Origin of the sequence: Soonwooa sp., from assembly GCF_030151385.1 — a bacterium.
Lineage (GTDB): Bacteria > Bacteroidota > Bacteroidia > Flavobacteriales > Weeksellaceae > Soonwooa.
Genome location: NZ_JASLDS010000050.1, coordinates 16,530 through 40,214, shown reverse-complemented (window position 1 = coordinate 40,214; position 23,685 = coordinate 16,530). Strand labels below are relative to the sequence as shown.

The 23,685-nt window shown below is 35.8% G+C and carries 19 protein-coding genes; 7 read left to right on the top strand and 12 right to left on the bottom strand.

What is annotated here, in order from left to right:
- Positions 1-203: 203 nt before the first annotated feature.
- The 4 genes from Q1V95_RS09610 to Q1V95_RS09595 all read right to left on the bottom strand — a co-directional run bounded on the left by Q1V95_RS09610 (position 204) and on the right by Q1V95_RS09595 (position 4,624).
- A complete protein-coding gene (locus tag Q1V95_RS09610) occupies positions 204-1,541 on the bottom strand; it encodes a Mur ligase family protein (protein ID WP_300673148.1) in 1,338 nt (445 codons plus the stop codon).
- Positions 1,542-1,714: 173 nt separating this feature from the next.
- Positions 1,715-2,524 carry a lysophospholipid acyltransferase family protein gene (locus tag Q1V95_RS09605; RefSeq protein ID WP_300673146.1) on the bottom strand — a complete coding sequence of 270 codons (810 nt, stop codon included), beginning with the start codon at positions 2,522-2,524 and terminating at the stop codon, positions 1,715-1,717.
- Between the two features lie 48 nt (positions 2,525-2,572).
- Positions 2,573-3,202 carry a CoA pyrophosphatase gene (locus Q1V95_RS09600; protein WP_300673144.1) on the bottom strand — a complete coding sequence of 210 codons (630 nt, stop codon included), beginning with the start codon at positions 3,200-3,202 and terminating at the stop codon, positions 2,573-2,575.
- A 66-nt stretch (positions 3,203-3,268) separates the two neighbouring features.
- Positions 3,269-4,624: a TolC family protein gene (locus Q1V95_RS09595; protein WP_300673143.1), complete on the bottom strand. Its 1,356-nt coding sequence runs from the start codon at positions 4,622-4,624 to the stop codon at positions 3,269-3,271.
- Positions 4,625-4,768: 144 nt separating this feature from the next.
- Here Q1V95_RS09595 and Q1V95_RS09590 point away from each other — a divergent pair, with 144 nt between their 5' ends.
- The 4 genes from Q1V95_RS09590 (at position 4,769) to Q1V95_RS09575 (ending at position 9,299) form a co-directional block, all read left to right on the top strand.
- Positions 4,769-5,458, top strand: coding sequence for an ABC transporter ATP-binding protein (locus tag Q1V95_RS09590; protein ID WP_300673150.1), 690 nt, complete (start codon positions 4,769-4,771; stop codon positions 5,456-5,458).
- A gap of 36 nt (positions 5,459-5,494) precedes the next feature.
- Positions 5,495-6,724: an ABC transporter permease gene (locus Q1V95_RS09585; protein ID WP_300673141.1), complete on the top strand. Its 1,230-nt coding sequence runs from the start codon at positions 5,495-5,497 to the stop codon at positions 6,722-6,724.
- Between the two features lie 85 nt (positions 6,725-6,809).
- Positions 6,810-8,081 carry an ABC transporter permease gene (locus Q1V95_RS09580; protein ID WP_300673139.1) on the top strand — a complete coding sequence of 424 codons (1,272 nt, stop codon included), beginning with the start codon at positions 6,810-6,812 and terminating at the stop codon, positions 8,079-8,081.
- 24 nt (positions 8,082-8,105) lie between these two features.
- Entirely contained in the window at positions 8,106-9,299 is a 1,194-nt protein-coding gene (locus Q1V95_RS09575) for an efflux RND transporter periplasmic adaptor subunit (RefSeq protein WP_300673137.1), read from the top strand.
- Positions 9,300-9,900: 601 nt separating this feature from the next.
- On the opposite strand, the gene Q1V95_RS09570 is transcribed toward Q1V95_RS09575, so the two are convergent.
- On the bottom strand, positions 9,901-11,658 hold the full coding sequence (locus Q1V95_RS09570; RefSeq protein ID WP_300673135.1) for an ABC transporter ATP-binding protein: 1,758 nt from the start codon (positions 11,656-11,658) through the stop codon (positions 9,901-9,903).
- A gap of 3 nt (positions 11,659-11,661) precedes the next feature.
- Positions 11,662-12,399 (bottom strand): tRNA pseudouridine(38-40) synthase TruA, encoded by a 738-nt coding sequence (gene truA, locus Q1V95_RS09565; RefSeq protein ID WP_300673133.1) that lies wholly within the window; start codon positions 12,397-12,399, stop codon positions 11,662-11,664.
- Positions 12,400-13,075: 676 nt separating this feature from the next.
- On the opposite strand from truA, the gene Q1V95_RS09560 reads away from it, so the two are divergent.
- The 3 genes from Q1V95_RS09560 (at position 13,076) to Q1V95_RS09550 (ending at position 18,197) form a co-directional block, all read left to right on the top strand.
- Positions 13,076-14,563 carry a GEVED domain-containing protein gene (locus tag Q1V95_RS09560; protein WP_300673131.1) on the top strand — a complete coding sequence of 496 codons (1,488 nt, stop codon included), beginning with the start codon at positions 13,076-13,078 and terminating at the stop codon, positions 14,561-14,563.
- Positions 14,564-14,779: 216 nt separating this feature from the next.
- Complete coding sequence (locus Q1V95_RS09555; RefSeq protein ID WP_300673129.1) at positions 14,780-16,357, top strand: GEVED domain-containing protein; 1,578 nt, start codon at positions 14,780-14,782, stop codon at positions 16,355-16,357.
- 259 nt (positions 16,358-16,616) lie between these two features.
- Positions 16,617-18,197: a GEVED domain-containing protein gene (locus Q1V95_RS09550; RefSeq protein ID WP_300673127.1), complete on the top strand. Its 1,581-nt coding sequence runs from the start codon at positions 16,617-16,619 to the stop codon at positions 18,195-18,197.
- 73 nt (positions 18,198-18,270) lie between these two features.
- Here the strand turns inward: Q1V95_RS09550 and Q1V95_RS09545 are convergent, their stop codons facing one another.
- The 6 genes from Q1V95_RS09545 to Q1V95_RS09520 are packed head-to-tail and all read right to left on the bottom strand — an operon-like array spanning position 18,271 to position 23,461.
- Entirely contained in the window at positions 18,271-19,278 is a 1,008-nt protein-coding gene (locus tag Q1V95_RS09545; protein ID WP_300673125.1) for a hypothetical protein, read from the bottom strand.
- Between the two features lie 11 nt (positions 19,279-19,289).
- A complete protein-coding gene (locus Q1V95_RS09540; protein ID WP_300673123.1) occupies positions 19,290-19,574 on the bottom strand; it encodes a hypothetical protein in 285 nt (94 codons plus the stop codon).
- 25 nt (positions 19,575-19,599) lie between these two features.
- The gene (locus tag Q1V95_RS09535; protein ID WP_300673121.1) at positions 19,600-20,838 is read right to left on the bottom strand and encodes a hypothetical protein; all 1,239 of its coding nucleotides are present in this window, start codon (positions 20,836-20,838) and stop codon (positions 19,600-19,602) included.
- A gap of 1 nt (position 20,839) precedes the next feature.
- Positions 20,840-21,076 carry a hypothetical protein gene (locus Q1V95_RS09530; protein WP_300673119.1) on the bottom strand — a complete coding sequence of 79 codons (237 nt, stop codon included), beginning with the start codon at positions 21,074-21,076 and terminating at the stop codon, positions 20,840-20,842.
- 11 nt (positions 21,077-21,087) lie between these two features.
- Positions 21,088-22,104, bottom strand: coding sequence for an SPFH domain-containing protein (locus Q1V95_RS09525; RefSeq protein ID WP_300673117.1), 1,017 nt, complete (start codon positions 22,102-22,104; stop codon positions 21,088-21,090).
- A gap of 13 nt (positions 22,105-22,117) precedes the next feature.
- On the bottom strand, positions 22,118-23,461 hold the full coding sequence (locus Q1V95_RS09520; protein WP_300673115.1) for a hypothetical protein: 1,344 nt from the start codon (positions 23,459-23,461) through the stop codon (positions 22,118-22,120).
- Positions 23,462-23,685: the final 224 nt, after the last annotated feature.

The following is a 23,685-nucleotide window of genomic DNA, read 5'->3' as shown; positions in this document are numbered from 1 at the left end:
ATCTTTTTCTTCGAACTTTACTATCTCAAAGTGATTGATTAGGTATTCGGGCAGTAATAATTTAAGTAATTCTGTCTCATTTAGCATATCACAAATTTATGCTTTTTTCAAAACCCTCCCCTGGTTTTAGGACTGATCCGTCTTTAGTAATTTGATTTGAAACAAAAATGTCATCCAGAATCTGAATGACATTTTATAAAATTTTATTTTGTTAAATCGAGTCCGCCAAAATTACCAGAGCTCATCATCAAAAAGGCGCCTTCTTTTTTGTCCAAAGTCTCCCAATAATTATGAAGATCTTCGGCATTCGTGAAAACTTTTAGATTGTCGTTCTTGAATTTTTCTTTTATAAAGTCTGGCGAAATCGCGTCCATTCTTTTAATTTTCAGGGCGTCTTCCGAGTAAAAAACAACAGCATTATCCAAGCCATCCATCGCATGATCGTATTGCTCCAAGAAAATTGGATTAAGACTCGAGTAGGTGTGAAGTTCTAAAAAAGCGTTTTTAGTTTTGTTCGGAAATTGCTCTACAAAGGCTTTAACAGCTGCTTTTACCTTGCTCGGCGCATGTGCAAAATCTTTGTATAAAGTTCCACCATCTGGGCGTTCGACTTTTTCTAGACGCTTGGAAGCACCTTTGAAACTCATAATCGCTTCATAGAATTCTTCTTCCATAATACCCAATTGCTGACAAATATGTCGCGCGCCTTCAAGATTTAGAAGATTGTGCGCTCCAAAAATCGATAACGGAATATCGCCCATTTCGGTTTTTAAATAAACGCAGTCGTCAACAATCTCGTATTCTGGCGTCTTATAAGGTATTTTTCGGAAATAATTTTCGGCTGATTCTACAACTTTTACAACTTCGGCATCTTCTTCATTATAAACTAAAACACCGCCTGGCGTAATGCTCGCCACGAATTTTCTGAACTGATCAACATAATCATCAAAGGTTTTGAAAACATTGATATGGTCCCATGCAATTCCTGATACCAAAGCGATGTTTGGTTGATATAACAAAAATTTGGATCTTGGATCAAGGGTTGAAGACAAATATTCGTCGCCTTCCAAAATCATAAAGTCGTTATCTTCAGTAATTTTCACCATACAATCGAAACCTTCCAATTGTGCACCAACCATATAATCGATGTCCTTTTTATTAAAATTAAGAACATGTAAAATCATTGATGTAATGGTAGTCTTGCCATGAGAACCGCCGATAACAACGCGGGTTTTTTGCTTGGATTGCTCGTATAGAAATTCGGGATACGAGTATATTTTTAGACCTAATTCTTTTGCTTTTGCCAATTCGGGATTGTCTGCGTGTGCGTGCATTCCCAAAATAACAGCATCGATATCAGAAGTTATTTTTTCGGGAAACCAACCCATTTCGGCAGGAAGAATTCCTTTTTTCTCGAGTCTAGAACGTGATGGTTCGAAAATAGCATCATCCGAACCTGTAACTTGATATCCTTTATCTTTAAGCGCGATGGCAAGATTGTGCATTGCACTTCCGCCAATCGCAATAAAATGCGTTTTCAATTCAATTTTAATTTGAAACAAAAGTAGTGAAAATTTAAGCTTTGGCGAGTTTTAAAACATTTTAAATTCTACAAGTAAGTTCTTAGAGAATCGAATCCTTTTCAATAAATATCAGGAATAAACGCAACAAAAAAGCTGTTGAAAATTCAACAGCTGATATTTTGTTCTATAGATTAAACTGTAGGATCATCCTCAGTTTTCGTTTTCTGGGCTTTTAGCTCCTCATCGTACTCATGGAGAAGATTATGCTCTGGCGTTTGCTCAATCGCGTACATGATTTTGTCAAGAATTTCCGCTGGTGTTTCGGTGTCGTAGTCGATGTCCAAAGGCGGTTTGAATTCCATTGTTGGCTTGACACCAGTAACTTTAATTTTCAAACCTTTCTTGTCAAAAGCACGACGGAAACCATTTATTTTGATAGGGATTACAATTGGACGTTGGTTTTTTACCAATCTAGCCGTTCCTTTTCTACCTTGTGCAAACGCCGAAGTTGTGCCTTGTGGAAATGTAATAACCCAGCCGTTGTCCAAAGCTTTCATAATGTTTTCAACCTCGCTCATGTCCACCATACGGTTTACATTTTGTCCTTCTGCGCGCCAAGTTCTTTTAACAGTAACAGCGCCAGCGATTTTAAAAATTCTTGCAAGAAGTCCTTTATTCATCGTTTCTTCTGCCGCTACATAATAGAAATCAACTTTCGGATTTAGAAGATAGATGGGATTTTTAATGGTGTTGAGATAGCCGTTATTTACTGAGCAAAAAGCATGGTACATTGCCGCAACATCCGCAAAATAAGTTTGGTGATTCGACACAAAAAGCACGTTGGTTTTTGGCAAATCGACAAGGTTTTCGGAACCAGTAATTTTTAGTTTATTAAAACCATTAAAACGGCGGTACGACACCAAACCTAATATAAAGATTATAAAACGTTTGAGGACGTAGATGTTCCCAAAGGAATCGGTAAAAATATTTTTTTTAGCCATTTTTTGCAGTTATAATTCCGCGCAAGTCAGATTTTTCGAAGCGCAAATTTAAACATTTTTCAATAACAAGCTAAACTCACTCAAAATCATTGAGGTTGCTCCCCAAATTAGGTAACCATTAAAGTCAATTACAGGAACTTCATATCCTCTGCTGGTCGCCATTGTCATCATTTTGGGTTCGTCAGGTAAAGCCAGTAATGAACTTACAGGAAATTCTATTAACTCCACAGCTTCGCTTTCTTGCAATATAAATGTAGGGTCTTTTTTTGTAAATGATATAAAAGGATGAACATAAAAATTACTTGGCGGGATGTAGATCGGAGATATTTCTCGAATAATCTTGATGTAATGTTGGTCGATTCCCATTTCCTCCGAGGTTTCGCGTTTTGCGGTTTCGGCAAAGTTAAGGTCCTCGTCTTCTCGTTTTCCTCCAGGCAAAGAAATCTGCCCACTATGGCGGTCGTGCTCATTTTCGCTGCGTACCATTAGTGGAAAGTACCATTCGTCGTTTTTTAAATATAATAAAATATTAACCGCCGCAAATTTTGGATTCTTTTTTAAAATTTCATCATAAGAAAACAATGGGCGGTAAGCAGGCGAATAAATGCAGTGCGCTTTTTCACCTTTTAAATCGGTGTTTTTTAAACTTTTTAGTAAATCTTTTCCAAACTTTCGCATGTCTCAAATTTAATCAAATAATATGCAAAACGAAAGTTTAAAATTAACTTTAAAAAAGAAAACATTTTACAAACTTAAAGGAATGCCAGAATAGAAATCCAATAATTTTTGACTAAACAAATAATTGTACTTCGCTTGTGCCACGCTACCTTGTGCGTTAGCATAGTTGTTACGCGCAATATTGAGGTCATAGATGCTTGTACGTCCAGCTTCGTAACTTTTCTCAGCAAAGTCTAAAGCTAACTTTGTGCTTTTTTCTGCCTCAACAGAAGTTACATACGTTTGATAATTGGCATCAGCATCGAAAGCGGCTTTCTGTACATTTTGTTTGACATCTTGCTTTTGTAATTCAAGATTATTTTTTGCAATTTCTTGATTGATTTTAGTCTGTTCTACTTGCAACTTGGTAACACCTTGATTAAAAATCGGAATATTAGCCGACAGTCCAACTTGCTGACCAAAATTATCTTTGTATTGACGGAAGAAAGGACGTTCTTTAATAGGTGTTCCATCTGGATTAACACCAATTGTGTTAGTTGCCAAAGAATTAAAATAAAAAGAACCAATACCAGCAGTTGCCGTCACCGTTGGCCAATATGCCGTTTTTGCGACTTCGGTTTGTGCTTCAGAAGATTTAATGCGACTTTCTGCAGCTTTTATCTCTGGTTGATTGTTATAGGCTTTGTTTAGAACTTGATCGACTAACAAATCTGGTGCTTGCGGATCAAAAATAACAGGCGCATCTTCAATGTCAAAATCTTTGTAATCCTGTAACATCAAAAGTTGCGCAAGCGCAAATCGACTTCTGTCGCGGTTAACTTCGGCAACTTTTAAGTTTTGTTTTTCTCTTGCAACCGCTGCCTGCGCTTCTGCCAAAACCGTTTGTGCTGTTGTCCCAACTTCGGTCGTTATTTTGGCGCGCTCATATAATTTGTTGGCGTTGTTTACTGCGCTTTGCGATATTTTTACAATTTCGCGGTTTAACAAAATACTCAAATATTGTTGTGCAATCTGTAACGAAATATTATTTTGAATTGTTGCAATGTCAAATTGTGAAGCTTCTACATCAAACTGAACTTTTCGAATGTTTTTTTCGACACGGCCATTGTTGTAGACCAAAACATTAGCACCAAGATTCGCACTATTGTTAAAGTTGTCGTTACGTTGCGAAAATCCAAATACATCTTGACTTTGTCCAAAGCTGGCAGTGTTAGAAATATTCCCGCTAACTGTTGGCAAATGTCCTTTTTTTGCAATGGTCAAATTAGACTCTTGCATTTTCTTATTGTAATTGTTTTGGATGACTTGCAAATTGCTTTTAACTGCGTAATCGACGCATTCTTGCAAAGTCCAAATCTTTTGACCATAGCCAGATATACTAAAACAAATAACGGATGCTGCTAAAATATTACGAAGTTTCATAAAAACAATTTATACACAATAAGACTCAACAAATGATAATTTGTTACGCCTAGATGAAAAAAAATATTTTTTTTTAAATTAATTGTAACTTTTTAACAATCTCAATTACCAATTAGAATATAATCCGAGAATATGTCGAATTTAATTTTAAAAATTGAAGAACTCAATAAATCCTATGATATTGGTAAGAGCAAATTACATGTTCTGAAAGGTATCAACCTGAATATTGCAGAAGGGGAGTTTGTGTCGATTATGGGTTCTTCGGGTTCTGGTAAATCAACTTTACTTAACATCATCGGGATTCTGGATGAAGCTGATACTGGTGTATACGAGTTGGATGGTGTACCTATTAAACATTTGACTGAAAGTCGTGCTGCTGAATATAGAAGCAAGTTTTTAGGATTTATTTTTCAATCATTTAATTTGATTAATTATAAAACCGCAGTAGAAAATGTTGCATTGCCACTTTATTACCAAGGTGTTGGTCGTAAAGAGAGAAGTCAAAAAGCTTTAGAATATTTAGAAAAAGTTGGACTTGGACAATGGGCGGACCACTTGCCAAGTGAAATGTCGGGTGGACAAAAACAACGTGTTGCAATTGCTCGCGCCTTGATTACAGAGCCAAAACTTATCTTGGCGGATGAACCGACTGGTGCTCTAGATTCGCAAACGACACATGATATTATGAAACTTTTGCAAGAGATCAACAACGAAGGTAAGACGATTGTTGTGGTGACGCACGAACCAGATGTTGCGGCACAAACCAAACGTAATGTTGTCCTCAAAGATGGTCGTATAGAAAGCGATGAGTTTATTCAACAAATCGTTTTATAAAAATTAAAAATAATCCTATAACTAACAATATTCAAAATGTTTGACATAGACCGCTGGCAAGAGATATTTAGTTCCATTCGCAGTAACGTATTGCGGACGGTGCTTTCTGGCTTTACAGTAGCCTTGGGATTGTTTATTTTCATTGTTTTATTTGGGATTGGTAATGGTCTTAACAACTCTTTTGCGAAAGCTTTTACAAGAGACGCCGCCAATCTTATTATGATTTTTACAGGTCGTACATCGGAGGCTTATGCAGGTCTACAAACCAATAGAACGATTACACTTAACAATGGAGACTTCGACGATATCGACAAGTCATCAAAAGGTAAAGTTGAATATGCTTCGCCAAGATATACGGCGAACTGGATGGTAAAATATGGTCGCGAAAGTGGAACTTACCAAATACAAGGCGTGATGCCAGATGAAAAATTCCTCGAGAATAGAAATATGATGGAAGGTCGTTACATAACGCCGATGGATATTGACCGCAAAGCTTATGTAACCTCGATTGGTAGAATGGTGCAACGCGACTTGATAAAAGATGGAAGCCCAATTGGCAAGATGATCCAGATTAACGGAACGATGTTTCGTGTGGTTGGTGTGTTTTCTGATGCTGGTGGCGACTGGGACGAGCGACATGTGGTTATTCCGTTGTCGACATTGCAACAGATGAAGCAAGGTTCTGACAGTTTGAGTACCATTATGTTGTCTTATGATCAAAAAATGTCACCAGATCAAGCGATAAAATATGGTGACGAACTTGAGAAGAAAATAAAAAGCCGTCATCAGATTTCGCCAACAGATCAACAAGCGGTGGTTGTCAGAAATAATGCTAAAAACAACCAAGAGTCTTTCATGTTCATTTTTGTGATTTCGGCAGTTGTAGGATTCATTGGACTTGGGACATTATTAGCAGGAATCATCGGTATCAGTAACATCATGGTGTATATCGTAAAAGAACGAACTAAAGAAATCGGTATCCGAAAAGCCATTGGTGCAAAGCCTGCAGGTATTGTTGCGCTTATTCTTCAGGAGAGTATTGTTATCACAGTTATTTCGGGATTGATAGGTGTTGGTGTAGGTGTTTTAACATTAAAATTAATAGGCGATAGTTTGGAAGATTATTTCATCACCGATCCATCAGTTGGTTGGGGATTGATTTCGGCAGCGTTTTTCTGTTTGATTTTTGCGGGAGCTATTGCAGGATTTATCCCAGCTTACCGTGCTTCTAAGATTAAACCGATTGAAGCGCTAAGAGCGGAATAATTTTTAAAATAGATAAAAGAGCGAATTTTAAATGTAAAACGCATTTAAAATTTAATAATAAAAAACAAAAAGCTTCGACCACAGAATGAAAATTTTATTCAGTTTAGATACATGGCAGGAGATTTATTATTCGTTGAGTAATAATAAACTTCGGACATTCCTCACCATGATTGGCGTAGGTTGGGGCATGTTTTTGTACGTAAGTCTTTTGGGTGCTGCAAAAGGGATGGAGAATGGTTTTAATAAAGCCTTTGCGGGATTTGCAACCAATTCAATTTTTCTTTGGGCACAAAGTACGAGTATTCCGTTTGATGGTTTTCCAAAGGGTAGAACTATGAAACTTCACTTACGCGATATCGATTTATTAAAATCAAAAATTCCTCAAATCGATTATATTTCGCCGCAAAGTGCACGTGGAAATTTTGGAAATCCGCCAGAGCAAATTTCGCGCAATGGTAAATCGGCAACTTATATGTTGACGGGAGATTTCCCTATTGGTAATATGATTTCGCAAAAGAAATTACTTTTTGGAAGATACATTAATGATCCAGATATTACGAGTAGCAAAAATGTTGTGGTTATCGGAGAAGAAATTTATAAAAACTTTTTTGACGCCAAAAAGAATGAAAACCCAATTGGCAAATCCGTTAATATTAAAGGCGTGTTTTTCACGGTTATCGGCGTTTTCCGTGTTGGAAAATCTGGAGGACCATTAGAGAGCGATCAGTCAGCGTATATTCCGTTTAGTACGTATAACAAGATGTATAATGCAGGTGATGTTGTTGACTTTTTTGCGATTGTGAGCAAGCCTGATGCCGATGTCAAAATTGTCGAGAGTCTTGCAAAGGACGAACTAAAAAAAGAGTATAATGCTTCGCCTGATGATACCAATGCTTATGGAAGTTTTAACCTTGGTGAAGCTTTTAAGAAGTTGACAGGCTTTTTAACTGGGATGCAATTTCTAACAATCGTTGTTGGGACTTTGACCATTTTGGCAGGTGTTATTGCGATTTCGAATATCCTTTTAATTACGGTAAAAGAACGTACCAAAGAAATTGGAATCCGCCGAGCTTTGGGAGCAAAACCTAGTGAAGTGCGTAACCAGATTTTGGTGGAAAGTGTTGTCATCACCTTGTCTTCTGGACTTATTGGATTTTTGTTTGGAATTTTCCTTTTGATGGGACTTAATTTAGCAACAAAAGACAATGACAAATTCCCATTTTATAATCCGACGGTAGATTACACCAATGTATTTTCTGCACTAGGAATTATGTTAGTCTTGGGGTTACTAATTGGGATGATTCCCGCACAGCGCGCTGTTAAGATTCGACCAATCGAAGCTTTAAGAACCGAATAAATTTTAAATAAATAAACTACTATAATGAAAAAGAAGTTCACTTTCAAAAAAGTTCTCTATATCATCCTTGGACTGTTTGTTCTCGGCGCTTTGATGATGGGAATTAGTTACGTTGTTAAATCCAATTCTGCCGAAAAGGAAAGCTTCTTAACAAGAAAACCGACGATTTCTAATCTTGATGACAAGGTGATGGCGACTGGTAAAATTGTGCCGCGCGAGGAAATTGAGATTAAACCCAATATGTCAGGAATTATCACCAACATTGAAGTGCACGAAGGTGACAAAGTTGTTGCTGGACAACTTTTGGCGACGTTGAGAATTATCCCAACGGTATCAGATGTTAACGCTGCAATGCAAGATATTAACAATGCTCAAATTCAGGTTAAAAACGCTGAAATCAATGTCGCTAATCAACAGAAGCAATATGCAATGCAAGATAAATTGTTCAAGCAAGGGGTAATTTCTAAACAAGAATATATCACGGCGCAACAACAATATGAATCGACGGTTCAGCAACAAAAAATTGCTAGCCAACAACTGAACGCTGCACAAAAAAGATTGCAAATTGTAAAAACTGGAGCAACGCCAGAATTGCAAGGTATGGCAACAACGCAAATTCGCGCAAAAGCTGCCGGTACTATTTTGGAGATTCCTGTGAAAATTGGTAGCCAAGTTATCGAAGCGAATGCTTTTAACCCTGGAACGACGATTTGTTCGATTGCTGATTTGGGTTCGTTGATTTTTAAAGGAACAATTGATGAAGCGCAAGCAGGAAAACTAAATGAAGGCATGGAAATGAATGTTGTAATCGGTGCATTGCAAAACAAATCATTCCCTGGTAAATTGACACTTATCGCCCCAAAAGGTAAAGAAGAAGCAGGAACAATAAAATTCTCGGTAGAAGGTGATGTTTACAACAAAAATAACGAATACATTCGTGCAGGATTTAGTGCAAATGGCGAAATCTTGTTAAGCAGTCAAAAGAATGCTTTGCTGTTGGATGAGTCTTTAATTCAGTATGAAAAAGTGAACAATGTTGACAAGTCTTTTGTTGAGGTTAAACAACCAAATGGAAGTTTCAAAAAAGTCTATGTTAAACTTGGTGCTAGTGATGGTGTACGTGTACAAATCCTTTCTGGTATTGATAAAAATGCTGAGGTTAAAGTTTGGAATCCTTCTGACAAAGACAAAGAAGAACTAAAAGCTAAGAAAAAATAAACTTCAGTTTTTATAAAACAAAAAGCGATTTCGAAAGAAGTCGCTTTTTGTTCTGTATGTAGGATATGGTTTCGAAACAATGATTTGTATATTAGATTTAATGTCTGTTCGGAATAAAGCGCTTTTATTTATACGAGGCGCCACTTCGAGTAAAAATCTGAAAGATTTTGTATCGCGAAGTTTGAATGATAAGAAAATTAACTTGTTTTCGATACAATTTTCTTCGAAAACCACTCAAACTGACGTTAATTTTCTTATCCCGAACTCAGATTAGATTTTAAATTACTACTATTTGTTGCAGTAAATGAGCTTGTTTCAAATTGAAAATAATCCTAAATTTTTTGAATATTGATTAGGCTCTATCGGAGGATTTTGTGAGTGAAAAGTTTCGAACAAATTACGTTGAGCTCCATAGGAGCATTCTGTTAATAGTAATTTAAAATACGTGAAGTTGAGCTCCGTAGGAGCGAACTTTTAATCACACTTAATGATCAGGTCGCTCCTACGGAGCTCCCCGAAAACAATCTTATGTTTCTATGAACAGTACGTTCCTACGGAACTTACATTTAATCTAAATTCAAATTACGTCTTCTATGAAAAACTAAATTTCCTCAATATCATCTGCGCTTTCCGAATCTCGCGATTGATTATTGTACAGCAAAGCGTAGTAACCATTTTGTGCTAATAGCTCGTCGTGCTTGCCCTCTTCCACGATTTTACCTTTTTCCATAACGATAATTTTATCCGCTTTTTCGATGGTAGAAAGGCGATGCGCAATGATGATGGAAGTTCGGTCTTTCGTTATTTTTTCGGTGGCATGTTGTATGAGTTTCTCACTTTCATGGTCGATTGATGAAGTCGCCTCGTCCAAAATCAAAATCTTTGGGTCGGACAAATATGCTCTTAAAAACGATAAAAGTTGTCGTTGTCCCAGCGAGATTGAAGAACCTCTTTCGCTTACCACATAATTGTAACCGCCAGGCAAACTTTCTATAAAATCATCTACTTCGATGGTTTGCGCTACTTTTTTAATCTGTTCCAAAGTGATACTTTCATCGCCCAAAGTCAAGTTTTCAAAAATAGAACCGTGGAACAAAAACACATCTTGCAGCACAACGCCAATATGACTTCTAAGATTGTACAATTCGTAATCTCGGATTTCGACATCGTCTAGTAAAATTTCACCAGAATTAATATCGTACAAACGCGTTATCAAACTAATAATCGTGGATTTGCCAGCACCAGTTGCACCTACAATAGCAACGGTTTCGCCTGGATTAACCTTAAAACTTATGCCTTTCAGAACCTCTTGTTTTTCATCATAAGAGAAATGCACATCTCGAAATTCAATTTGTCCTGCAAATTCGTGTTTAACAATTTTACCATCATTCGGCATCGCGTTGTTTTCGTCCATCACGCCGAGCACACGCTCTGCGCCAACCAAACCACGTTGGATGTTGTTAAAGCGGTCTGCAATCTGTCTCAAAGGACGAATTAGCATATTAATAAACTGAATAAATGCGATAATTACCCCAGCTTTAACCTCAATAAAACCACCGTAAAAAAGGATGAATCCAATAAACAGGGAAGAAATTAATTCAACAACAGGGAAGAACAATGAGAAGATAAAAACCGTTCTCAACAAAGCTGATTTCAGTTGAATATTAATATCATCAAATTTCTTAAACTCCGCTTCTTGACGATTAAAAACCTGAATAATCGACATTCCAGAAAGTCGCTCTTGCACAAAACTATTTTGGATGGCTGTCCAACTTCTTTCGTCACCAAATGCTTTTTTTAATCGTTTTTGGAAAAACCTTGTGATAACAACCATCAAAGGCAAAATCACCAACGAAATATAACTTAGCTCGACATTGACTTTAAACATCATAACCAGTACAAAAACAAGTCTTAGGATGTCGCCAAAAACCATCAAAAATCCATCTGTGTAGACTACAGCTATTGTTTCGACATCGCCAACAGCACGCGTTACCAACTGTCCCAAAGCTGTTTTGTCAAAGAAAGAAGTTTTGAAATAAATCAGTTTATTGTATAATCGCTCACGAATATCTCTGATAACATTCTGCGATATAAAATTCGAAAAATAAACCAAGAAAAAATTCAGCAACATTTCCGCTATCACCAATCCAATTAGGATGTAGATATGCTTCATCATCAAAGCTTTGTCCTTAAGATGTGTAATGTCGTTATCGACAATTTCCATCGTTAGATAAGGTCGATAAGTCGACACCAACGATAGTAAAATGGAGATGATTAAGGTCAAAATAAACCATGATCGGAACTTCATCCCAATCATAAAAAGTCGTTTGACAATCTGCCAAGTATTTTCTTTTTCCATTCTTTAATCTAAAAAATCATAGCCAACATCTACCAAAAATAATCCGTGCGCAGGAGCAGATGTCCCCGCCGAATTGCGATGTTGCTCAGTTATCACGCGATGCATATCTTCGGGTTTCAACTTCCCATCGCCAACTTCTATCATTGTCCCGACAATCGCTCGTACCATATTCCTAAGGAAACGATCCGCCGAAACCGTAAATTTCAGCAAACTTCCGTTTTGTTCCCAATTCGCTTGATAGATTTTACAAATATTGGTTTTGTTATCCGTGTGTAGTTTCGCAAAACTCGTAAAATCAGAATATTCAAAAAGGATTTTGCAAGCCTTATTCATCGCGTCAACATCCAATTTTTTGCGCCAAAGTTGCCACGCCAAATCTTTTGTAAACGGATCTTTCTCCGTTGATATTAAGTAATTATAAGTTCTGTAAGTTGCACTAAACCTTGCATGCGCATCATTCTCAACTTCAAAAATTCTTTTGATAGCGATGCTTTCTGGCAAAAAACTATTGAGTCGATGTACAAGATTATCCATCAGTTTTTCCTCAAAATCAAAATGTGCAAATATCTTTTTGGCGTGTACGCCAGTGTCTGTTCTGCCTGCGCCAGTCGTTTTTATCGGTTCTCGCAATAAGGTTGATAAAGCTTTTTCCAAAGTTTCCTGTACCGAAATTTGGTTGGGTTGTATCTGATAACCAAAGTATGGTGCGCCATCGTAAGCAAATTCTATAAAGTATCGCATCGGCTGCAAATTTCCTGATTTTTTTTCAATTAACCTTAACTTTTTGGGCGTTCCTTTTTTGCCCAAACTTTAGCCATCGCAAAAAAAGTCGGGCTGTCCGCTATATCTTTAGGCTTGTCGCTCGGACGGCTCCGCTACGCTCCGCCGCCTAGCTCCAATCCCAAAGGATGTCGCTTCCATCCCTAACGCGAGATTCTGTTTACATTGGTCATGACTTGTTGTTATTCCGATTCTTCGTGTTCTTTTGAGAATCTTTAAAGCTTTTGAAAATCTTGATGTAGCTTGTATAATGTAATTTTATTATTTATTCGAACAGAATACCACATCGTTTTGCCTCGGGGATTAATATTAATTATTAAACGATTTTTTTTGTTTTTTAAAGACTGTTGGAGGTTTTTGATCTTTAATGTTGCTTGTTGTATGTCTTTTTTTCGAATTGAGAAAAAATGAAATAGATTAGTTTTTTAATAACACATTGTAATTTAGATATATTTACTTATGTTTATTGTTGTTTGAAGATTTTATTTTACTTAATATTTTTTTAATAAATGTTAAAATGCGGTTGTTATTGTGTTTATTTGATCTTTTTAAGAAAAATATTGATTTTTATGTATTTAAAATTTGTTTTTTACTGACGAAATTATATTTTTGTATCGATAACTTAATTTAAATAATTATGAAGAAAATTTTACTATCAGGCTTTTTAGCTTTAGGATTTTGTGCAAGTGCGCAGTTTAATTACTTAGGTGATTTTGAAGATCCATCTTCAGGAGTGTATGGACAATTCGGTGGGGGTACAATTACAGCGGCAGCAGCTTGTAATGGAGCAGCTGGCGGCCAGTTGGCAATTAGTGCAACATATGCGCAGACAGGTTGGATGGTTCAGATGGATCCTACTGGTCAAATTTCTAATGGACAAAAAATCGATTTATCGATTAGCTATAAGAAGGCAGCAGGTGCAGTAGGAAGTTTATATCCGGCTTATTTTGTTTATAATGAGGCTACAGATCAGTGGACAGTTTATCCAGTAGGCGCTGCAATTAGTTTGGCTTCTGCTGCAACTACAACTTGTACATCTGTGACGAGAACAATTCCTGCAGGTACGGTTATGCCTGGTCAAACAGTTGCTTTTGGTACTTATTTTGTAAGAACTTCGGGTTCTGGTAATATCTATTGCGACGATATCAAAATCGTTCAAGAAGTTGTAACGACTCCTCCTGCATCTTGTGCTACTATAACAGCACCTACAGCAGGAACAGTTGCAAACTATGGACAATATGAGGTGAAATGGAATGCAGTTGCTCAAGCGACTAATTTCAAAGTAACGGTTGGTTCTACATCAGGTGCTAGTGATGTGTTTAATGGGACAGTTACGGGAGCTACCCTTTCTCAATATGTTCCAACATCTCCTAATTCTACTTATTATGTGAAAGTAGTTCCGACTAATTCGAATGGAGATGCTACTGGTTGCCAAGAAGTTCAGTTTAGTACTAATAATACACTTGGATACTGTGCTGCTGCAGCTACAAGTACGCAATATGAGAAAATATCTAAAGTTGTATTTGCTGATATTAATAATCCGTCAACTGCAACTGCAGGTTACGAAGATTTTACATCTGTAACGGGTAATGTTTTAAGATCGCAAACGTATCCTATTTCTGTTAGTGTTTCAGGCTTTGATGGTGACTTTACAACAGTGTGGATCGATTATAACCAAGATGGTATATTTAGTAATGATGAGAAAGTATCATTAACTAATGCAGCAACTTCAACAGGTAATATTACAATTCCTGCATCTGCGAAATTGGGTAAAACTAGAATGCGTGTTAGATTGAATTATGCTGCTGAAGGTCCATCTTGCGGAAATACACAGTATGGACAAGTCGAGGATTATTCAATTATGATCACAGATCCAAGCATGGCAGTTAACGATATCAATAAGTCAAATGTATCAGTGTATCCTAATCCATTCAAGGATGTGTTAAAGATTTCTGATGTTAAAGATGCGACTTCAGTTATTGTTTCTGATCTTTCTGGAAGAACAGTTGCACAGCTTAAACCAGCAACAGAACTTAACTTATCACAATTGAATAAAGGTGTATACATTGTGAACATTAAATATTCTAACGGAGAAGTGAAATCTACTAAAGTTATTAAAGAATAATTTTTTTAGAATATTAATTATAAGCCGACTTCCTAGGAAGTCGGCTTTTTTTTGTGAAAAATATTTAATTTTTGGCAATTGAAAATGTATGTCTGTATTATCTATATTAAGTATTATTTGTATTTCTTCTGTGGAATCGAAAAACTTTTTAAATAAAACTTGCTCGATTGAAATTAAATATTTAGTTTTGTTGAACTGATAAATATTATTATTGATATGAAAAAAATTCTATTTCCTTGCCTATTGGCATTAGGTATCGGAGCAAATGCTCAGTACAATTTCACTGGAACATTTGAAGATGCTGCAGATGGATATTATGGACAATTTGGGGGTGGTACAGTTACTGCTGCTGCTGCTTGTAATGGAAGTTATGGTGGGCAGTTAGCTTTATCTGCTACAACGCCACAAACAGGTTGGATGGTGCAGATGGACACTACAGGACAGATTAGTAACGGAATGGGTGGTACTTTAAGTTTTAGCTACAAAAAGTCTGCTGGTCTTGTTGGTACTGCACGTATAGCATATATGGTGAAAGATCAGAATAGCGGATCATGGAATGTTGCATATGTTGGAGATCCAATTAATTTAACTACGGATGCTATGACATCTTGTACAACGGTTTCTGCTACTATTCCTGGTGGAGTGCTAGCACCAGACGCTGAAAATGGTGTTGGTGTATGGGTGACTAGAGCATCAGGTACAGGTAACTTCTATGTAGATGATATTAAGATCGTACAAGATGTGCCAACTACAGTACCTAACTGTACTACATTTACATTGCCTACAGCTGGATCAACTATACCAGCAGGAACAAATACTATTAAGTGGACAGCAGCGCCAAACACAGCGTCATACAAAGTAACTATTGGTACAACTTCAGGTGGTACAGATGTTTACAATGCTACTGTATCTGCTGCTAATACTACAGCTAACGTTTCATTATTGCCTAATAAAACATATTATGCAAAAGTTACGCCTGTTAACCCAGTGGGAGCTGCAACAGGATGCCAAGAAATAACATTCTCTACTAACTCTAGTATTAATGTTTGTGGTCCATTGACAACTAATCAACCGGGAGCTGTATTCCCGATTTCTTCAATGACATTCTCTGGAACAACAAAGACTTCGCCTTCTCAATCAGGAACTGTTTCTCCTTACGAAGATTTCAGAAGTACAGTAATTGATATTCCTGCTACTGCTACAACATTGCCAATTACAGTACAAGGTGTAACAAATGGTAACCCTTCAAATGGTTGGGCAACTGCAGTATTTATTGACTGGAATAATGATGGTGATTTTGATGATGCTGGTGAGCAGTATTTCAATACAATGGCAACTAAAATTCTTAAAACAGGTGTTGCTGATAACCCAGTTACATTAACAGGTAATATTACTGTACCTCCAGGAACTGCTCCAGGTCTTAAAACTATGAGAGTTAAGTATAACTTCATGTCTGGATCTTCTACTGCAATGCACCCAGCTTTAGCAACTGCATGTAGCGAAATGGGTAACGGACAAGCTGAAGACTATACTTTAAACTTCGGAAACTTAGCTGTTAACGATATTAATAAGTCTAAAGTATCTGTATATCCTAATCCATTCAAAGATGTATTAAAAATCTCTGATGTTAAGAATGTAAATTCAGTTATCGTTACTGATCTTTCTGGTAGAACAGTTAAGACATTAGCTGCTGCTGAAGAATTACACTTAGGTGAGCTTAAGAAAGGTGTTTACATTGTAACTATCAAAATGAACGATGGTACATCAACTGCTAACAAAGTAATTAAAGACTAATCTAATTAGTTTCTAAATACAAGCCGACCTCGAAAGAGGTCGGCTTTTTTATTTTTACACTGATTGTCTTGTTGGTGTTTATATTTTTATTTGTATGTAATGTGTTACTGTTTTGTTGAAAACTAACAATTTTATTGTAATCTAATTGTTTTTAGGTTTTTGATTGGTGATTTTGTAAATATTTTGAAAATTTTATTTAAAATATTTGTATTGTTTGGATATTTTTTTAGTTTTGTCGTAATTAACTAAATATTGAAAAATGAAGAAAATTTTACTTTCGTGCTTTGCGTTAGCTTCTTATTTTGCAAGTGCACAGATAGTAGCAATTGAAAGTTTTGAAGGAAGCATTAGCTCTGCCTACTCTTTAACAGGGGGTATTAATCCTGATGTCTATACTATTAATCCACATTCTTGTGATGGTGATAAAGCTGTGGGGGCTTTGCTAAAAGGTACTTCGACTCAGAACAGAACAATGGATCTAATCTATACCAAGCCAGCAAATGTTACTTCTAATGGATTGCCCATCTATGTTTCAATATCACTACTTACTTTTCCTGGAGATAATACAGGTGCAACAGTGATGGATGGGACTGCAACGCTTGATTACAGTACAGATAATGGAATAACCTATAAAAATATTTCTACTTACAGATTGGATCCGAATGGTGACGGATGTACTGCTGTGGATGGGACTATAACACCAGATGCAAGCTTTGGAAATAATCTTAAAATTAGAGTTAGAGTTGTTGCTGACGAAGGTGCAGGAGTTAGTGTGATGGCATTTTTAGATACCTTTTACATCTTGCAAGATACAACCGATGCTCCTGCATGTACAACGGTTAATGTTCCTACAGATGGAGCAACCAATGTATCAATAAGACCTACTCTTTCTTGGCCAGCAACACAAGGGACAATTGGGTATTATCTTACTCTAGGTACGACACATGGTAGTGATAATCTTTTGTCAGAATCGACATTTGCAAATTATTTTAATGTTGGTAAGACTACGAAATTACCACCAAATACTAAGATTTACGCTTCTGTAAGTTCATATAACACTTCGGGAATGACGCCTACTTGTAAAGAAACGAGTTTTACAACAGGTGCTAACCAAGCTTTGCCATATTGTGGACCAGTGATTGGTGAAATCGTTTATCCAATTTCTAATGTGAATTTTGCAGGAATTAATAATAGCTCAAATGCAACTGTAAATGGATCATCTGCTCATGAATTTTTCTTAGATAAGAAAGCAACTGTAAAGAGAGATACTACCTATCCGATTAGCATCACAGGAACAGGTGAGGGGACTAACCGATTTGGCTACACAGTGTATATCGATTGGAATCAAAATGGATCTTTCTTAGATGCTGGTGAGTCTTATTTCGCTGCTTCTGATTTTGCTGGAGGTGTGGGTTCTACAATTACAATTAATAAAAATATAAAAGTACCAGCAACAGCCAAGTTGGGAGATACAAGAATGCGTATTAAATACAATTTTAATGCATCTACAACAGACACAGGCAAAGAACTAAATCCTTGTGATGATCAAACCTACGGACAAGCAGAAGATTATACAGTTACAGTACAAAGTGATTTGGCAACTGTAGAAACAAACAAAAGCTTTGCAGCAGTATATCCAAATCCTTTCACGGAGGTTCTGAAGATTTCGGATGTTAAAGATGTTACTTCAATTTTGGTAACTGATACATTGGGAAGAACAGTTAAGTCTCTAGCGGCAGCATCTGAGCTACATTTGGGTGAACTTAATAAAGGAATCTATTTTGTAACAATTAAACTAAAAGACGGATCGTCAACAACCACTAAGGTTATTAAAGAATAACTCATTTGAGTTTTGTTTATTGTAGTAAGCCGACTTTGTAATGAAGTCGGTTTTTTGTTTTTTACAGTTAAATCTAAGGCTTGCTCGGATATAGATCTTTTAATTCGATGGAAGTATCGCCGCGAGAAATGTAGCAACGCGTAAAATCATTATCATCAATCCTAAACTTAATCATAATCGGATAAGGACTGTTAAGTTGATTTAGTTTTCGAAAAGCGTCCAAGACTTCTTGTGAATTCAATTCGTATACAACGGAGTATTTTCGATTGTTTTTCCAATCGATATAAAATTCTTTGGGAATGCTTCGAAGTGCTGGTTTGCTGTCATCTTGAAGATCATCTATACTATATTCAGCATGAGAAATAGCATAGAAACTTGTGATTTTATCTTCGGGATTAACTTTTTCGATCTGAGCAATCCACCAATATTTATTGCTTATAAGTTCTCCAAAGTCGGAAATTTTTGTTACACCATCATAATCATTATAGTGACCATCAAGGGATTCTTTATTAACCAATTCGTCGATAGTACCTGTCGTTTCTTTGGCATTAAAGGAAGCAATTGTAGCATAATTTAGATTGTCATTCTTAGCCTGATTTAATTTAAGCAAAACTTTTCCTTTATTTTGAATTTCAATGAAGAAAGCAGGATTTTGCTTATTTCTTAGGACTAATTTTCGAATTTTTTCGTAAGGTAATTTTGTTGTAAGTTGATAAAATTTACGTTCGTTTCCAGAAAAGAATCTTACACTAAGCGAGTCGGGAAGTAAATCTTCATTATAGGTCGAAAATTTAATTTTAACACTATCAACGGTGTTTACAATCTCACCAGCTTCCTTTTTGGAATCGTAATTGAGGCTTTTTTGAGACTTGTCAAAACGGTTAGAAAAGGAGGCGTCAATAATTTTGATTGCATTGACATCATCTTTTGAAGAATCAGCATTGCTACTAAGGATATAGGCTCCCCAAAGGAGTTTGTCTTGCTCTTTATTTTTGTAACGAACCATGAGATTTAGTATTAAAATAAAACCTAATGCTATCGCTAAAAATATGTTGAAATAATCTAGTTTTGAAGTCTTCATATTCCTAATTATTAATGTTGATAAGCACGTCCTAAAGCACCTAGATAACTTATAATTGCAAAAGCAATAGTTGCAACTATTATTAAAAATATACTGAATCTTCTAAAGCTTTTTTGATACCGATTGTTTTCTAATATCAAACTAATGCCCAACGAGATGATAGGAACGCTAAAAAATATTCCCATGAAAACACCTTCTTTTTTAAATAGTAATGAATTGGTATACGTGAGATAATACAATACGCCAATCTCGATACAAATGAGTAAAAATGTTGTTATAAAAGGATTATCTTTCATTAGTGTTTTGGGTTTGGTCGCAGTATTAGTTTGCTAGCTTCTTATAATACTCGAATTTTTCTTGCGAAAGCTCAGGTAAAGTTCGGTTGGGTTCGGCTTCTTCTACAGTTGGTATTCTGCCTGTGTTTTTAGCAACTTCTGTGTTTACGATATTTCCTTTGGAATCAAAGTTTGTAATCGTTGTTTTGTCTTTATCAAAGATTTTTTTCGTTGTTAATTTGCCGTAACTATAAAGTTCGTAACTATCTTTTTTATAGATTTCTTTCGATACTTCTCCACCATCATAATCATATGTAATTGTCGTTCCGTCATGTTGCATTTCCGAAAGAGCGCCATTGGAACGGTATTTTTTGAAGATATCATTTTTGAAATCCATTTCAGAAATAAGTTTATCGTTTTCGTATCGAAGTTTACCAACAGGTTTTTGGTTATCATAAACGGTGATAGTCGAATCTTTACGATTACGACTTTTATTAGTTTCTATTTGTGTTATCGTAATTTTATAATGACCTGTGGCATCTTTTTTAACATCATTACGAATTGATTTTTCATAAAAAAGAACATCATTTGTATATCGTTTTTCGGAAACTAAATTGCCTTCGGTATATAAATTTCGAAAGCCTTTAGAATCGGTTTTAGCAATAAATTCACCATCAACATATCCGTTTTTGGCTCTGAAAATAACTAGTTTTTTACTTTTACCATCATCAACAAGTTTGTAAAGTCCATCATCAAACGGAATCCGACTTGCATCAGTTGCTTTAACCCTGCCATCCTTTTCTTGGTCAAAATAATCGACTTGTTCTTTGTTTAGGATAATCGTATCGCCTTTTTTTTGAGGTGCTTGGTCATACCAAACTTTTTGAGGTGTTAGATAAAGCGTATTGTTTTTAAGAACAATTGAGCGTGTTGTAAAGCCTAAATTTTGTCTTTCTTTACAAGTGTTTGAAATGGTATTTTGAAGAACTGTAAATGTTATTTTTGATTTTTCGATTTTGTAAGTCCCACTCAAATCACCAATACAATCTTCTCCATATTGAATATGTTGAACGTACTTTCCATTTTTTTCAAACTTCAGATACTGATAATTTGCATTTGGTTTTGGTTGTTCTTTTATCGGTTCAAAAAAAGATGTATCCGCATTGCCTTGTGTTAGGTAAAGATGCCAATAAGTATTTTCAAGTTTTTTTTCAAGATTTTGTGATGCTATTTCTTGTGGAAAAAGCAAGGTTAAAATGAAACAAACTAAAAAGTATTTTTTCATGCTACAGTTTTTTCTGTGCAATGCCGCTTCCGTTTTTATCGTATCCTCTTGTGTTATGCGAAAAAGCTAAAATAATAGCAACAATAATAATTGCGGTCACAACGATAATCGCTAAAGAATACAAAAGTTTGGTGGTGTATTCTGGTGATAACATTTCGATGCCCCAAACGCGAAGTAAGAAAAAAGTCGATGCAAACAGAACAATTGCTGTTACAAAAATTCCGATAAGGTATTTCATAATTTTCGGTTTTAAATATTGGACAAGATTTGTTTTTTAAGATTGTCAAATTCTTCCTGAGTGATAATATTCTCTTTTAAAAGAAGATTTAACTTTTGAAGTTTCTGAACAAAATCGTCAGCGTTTACATTTTCGGTCGTGTCTTTTACAAGCTCTTCTTTTTTGGTGTCGAATTGCTTTCCGATTTCCATACCTACGCCCAATTGCGCTCCAATTCCTGCAATGCCACCTTCGTTACGTGCGGCATCTCGCAAAGCACGAAGCTTTTCTAATTCAACATAAGATAATCCCGCTTCTTGTGCAGCACGATTCTGACTGGTAATTTCTGCAATTGAACCAATTCGCTCAACGGTTTTGTCATCGAAGTTGGTTCCTAAAATTTTAAAATCCAACAATTGTAAACCCAATCCCGAGATATCATTTGTGATTGCTTCCGACAAAGCTGTGCTAAGATTCGATAATTGCGAATCGATGTCTATAAAACTGTATTTGTGCGAAGCGATAACACTGATGATTTCTTGCGGAATTTTGTTAACGATAACATCCTGCAAATCGCTCGCATAGATTTTCTCTTTATTGGCAACAATATTTTGATAAAAGTGTGTCACATTTTGGATTGCATACGAGAAAGTTCCGTTAAGTCCGAGCTCGACAGGAATTTTATATTCTGGATCCAGATATTTTATAGGATTAGATGTTCCCCAATTTTGATTTAGAATCTGTGCTTTTCTATAAAAGTAAATATAAACTTTGTGCTCCGATTCAAAATTCTGGCGAAGTCTCGAAAGTGTTGTTAAAAATGGATGATTGTCGGTTTTCAAATTATAAATACCTTCGTCTTCCAAGATGTTTTCTATTTTTCCTTCGTAGACCAAAACGCAACCTTGTCCTGCTGCAACAATCAATTTGCTAGCATTTTTTATTTCGTCGTTATTTGATGGGAATTTATACCAAAGCAAATTAGTTTCTTGGTTTTTCCATTCGATAACTTCGGAAAGCTGTCCGTTGAATATATTAAATATGCTCATATCTGTATTTTTTTTAGTTTAGATCTTTAAGTTTTAAATCATATGTTCCTTTTATTGTATTTACAATTTTTCCATTTTTATCAATAAAATAAGCATCATTACCTTCAAAAAAATAGCCATCTTTTAAGATGTAACCATTTTCTTTTAGATATTTAGTTGGCAAATCAACTGTTTTTAAAATTGTTCCGTTATCGGGATTTAGAATTTGCAATTGATATTTTTCGTCTTCGCCAGGCGTTGGTTTTATGCCAATCAAAACTTCAGTCGTAGAGAAAGCTACTAAGGTTGGGGAAAAGTACGTTCTGCCTGGTGTTAAATCTATAAACGAAACCAAACGTCCGTCACCTTTATAAGCAAAATATTTGGTGTAAGGATCTCGGTCTGTAAAAATACCCGAACCACCGTAGTCTTTTCGCCACTCGAAGCGTGGTTTGTCTCGCATATATCCCATTTGGTACTCGTATTTATATTTTACCAATTCTAATTTTTCGTTCGGATATTCAGTCGATGGCGAGCTGAAAGCAAAAGCCGTTTCCAAGTTTGGTTGCGGTAGCTTTGCATTTTCCGCCTTATAAGATTGATTCTTATCATAAGTTTTATTGATAAAAGGCATAAATACCAGATTGCGCCCATCGTTTGTAACAACATTAAAACCTGAGCCATAATTGCTGTACAAAAACTCAACTTTTGCAAGACCTACACTTATGTCGTTGTTATTTTTTACATAAGTATCTGTAAGTTCCTCAACAGAAAGATCTTTTGCGTTTAACCTAAAAATTCTCTTTTTATTAAGAATGAAATATAGATTTTTGTCGTCGAAGATGCGCAATTCCACATCGCTAGAGCTTTCAAATTTGAAGCTACCAAGATCTTTCGCCATCTTTTTCTCTGAGGTTTTCCCATCATAAAGTACCAAGTAAGCGTTCTTTACATCTCGTTCTTGATAATCTGCAGCGTCGTCGTACAAACTTCCAACAACCACAAAGTAAGGATCCCCTTTTGCGTCAACAAACAATGCGTCACTAGAATTATTCCAGCTGTACTGTGCTTCCTTGCTGTCTTTTGTAGACGAAGAATAGGCGCCGTAGCTATTTTTTTTCGAGCTTGTAAAAAGATTAATAAATATGGGAAGTATAACAAATAAGATAACCATACCTCCAAAAATAAGTCCGACTTTTTTGCTGTCTACTTGCGGTTTGTTATTAGGATAGTTGTAATTATGATTAATGTTGATGTCGTCCGAATCGAGGAAAAACTCTGTACCACAACTATTGCAACGATAATAATCGGGTTTTAGCTCGGTTGCTTTTGTACTGCCACATTGAGGACATTTGATTGCTTTTATGTTTTTTGCCATTTGTTATTTTGAAATCTTTCTCTAAGATAAAACTATTAAAAAATAAAATTCAAGTATTTGAACGAAAATTTTTAATTCATGTTTAAATTTAACTTTTAAAATTAAAGCAGATTGAAATCAAAATCAACTTGTTTTCGATACAATTTTCGTTGAAAATCACTCAAGCTGACGTTAATTTTCTTAGGCCAAATTCTAGTTATGTTAGTATTAAATTTAAAAGCATT

Bases quoted from the DNA above. Each gene is read 5' to 3' on its own strand.
- Q1V95_RS09580 (WP_300673139.1), top strand. From the start codon at position 6,810: ATGAAAATTTTATTCAGTTTAGATACATGGCAGGAGATTTATTATTCG.
- Q1V95_RS09555 (WP_300673129.1), top strand. From the start codon at position 14,780: ATGAAAAAAATTCTATTTCCTTGCCTATTGGCATTAGGTATCGGAGCA.
- Q1V95_RS09560 (WP_300673131.1), top strand. From the start codon at position 13,076: ATGAAGAAAATTTTACTATCAGGCTTTTTAGCTTTAGGATTTTGTGCA.
- Q1V95_RS09535 (WP_300673121.1), bottom strand. From the start codon at position 20,838: ATGAAAAAATACTTTTTAGTTTGTTTCATTTTAACCTTGCTTTTTCCA.
- Q1V95_RS09550 (WP_300673127.1), top strand. From the start codon at position 16,617: ATGAAGAAAATTTTACTTTCGTGCTTTGCGTTAGCTTCTTATTTTGCA.
- Q1V95_RS09530 (WP_300673119.1), bottom strand. From the start codon at position 21,076: ATGAAATACCTTATCGGAATTTTTGTAACAGCAATTGTTCTGTTTGCA.
- Q1V95_RS09600 (WP_300673144.1), bottom strand. From the start codon at position 3,202: ATGCGAAAGTTTGGAAAAGATTTACTAAAAAGTTTAAAAAACACCGAT.
- Q1V95_RS09545 (WP_300673125.1), bottom strand. From the start codon at position 19,278: ATGAAGACTTCAAAACTAGATTATTTCAACATATTTTTAGCGATAGCA.
- Q1V95_RS09570 (WP_300673135.1), bottom strand. From the start codon at position 11,658: ATGGAAAAAGAAAATACTTGGCAGATTGTCAAACGACTTTTTATGATT.
- truA (WP_300673133.1), bottom strand. From the start codon at position 12,399: ATGCGATACTTTATAGAATTTGCTTACGATGGCGCACCATACTTTGGT.
- Q1V95_RS09525 (WP_300673117.1), bottom strand. From the start codon at position 22,104: ATGAGCATATTTAATATATTCAACGGACAGCTTTCCGAAGTTATCGAA.
- Q1V95_RS09575 (WP_300673137.1), top strand. From the start codon at position 8,106: ATGAAAAAGAAGTTCACTTTCAAAAAAGTTCTCTATATCATCCTTGGA.
- Q1V95_RS09520 (WP_300673115.1), bottom strand. From the start codon at position 23,461: ATGGCAAAAAACATAAAAGCAATCAAATGTCCTCAATGTGGCAGTACA.
- Q1V95_RS09540 (WP_300673123.1), bottom strand. From the start codon at position 19,574: ATGAAAGATAATCCTTTTATAACAACATTTTTACTCATTTGTATCGAG.
- Q1V95_RS09585 (WP_300673141.1), top strand. From the start codon at position 5,495: ATGTTTGACATAGACCGCTGGCAAGAGATATTTAGTTCCATTCGCAGT.
- Q1V95_RS09595 (WP_300673143.1), bottom strand. From the start codon at position 4,624: ATGAAACTTCGTAATATTTTAGCAGCATCCGTTATTTGTTTTAGTATA.
- Q1V95_RS09605 (WP_300673146.1), bottom strand. From the start codon at position 2,524: ATGGCTAAAAAAAATATTTTTACCGATTCCTTTGGGAACATCTACGTC.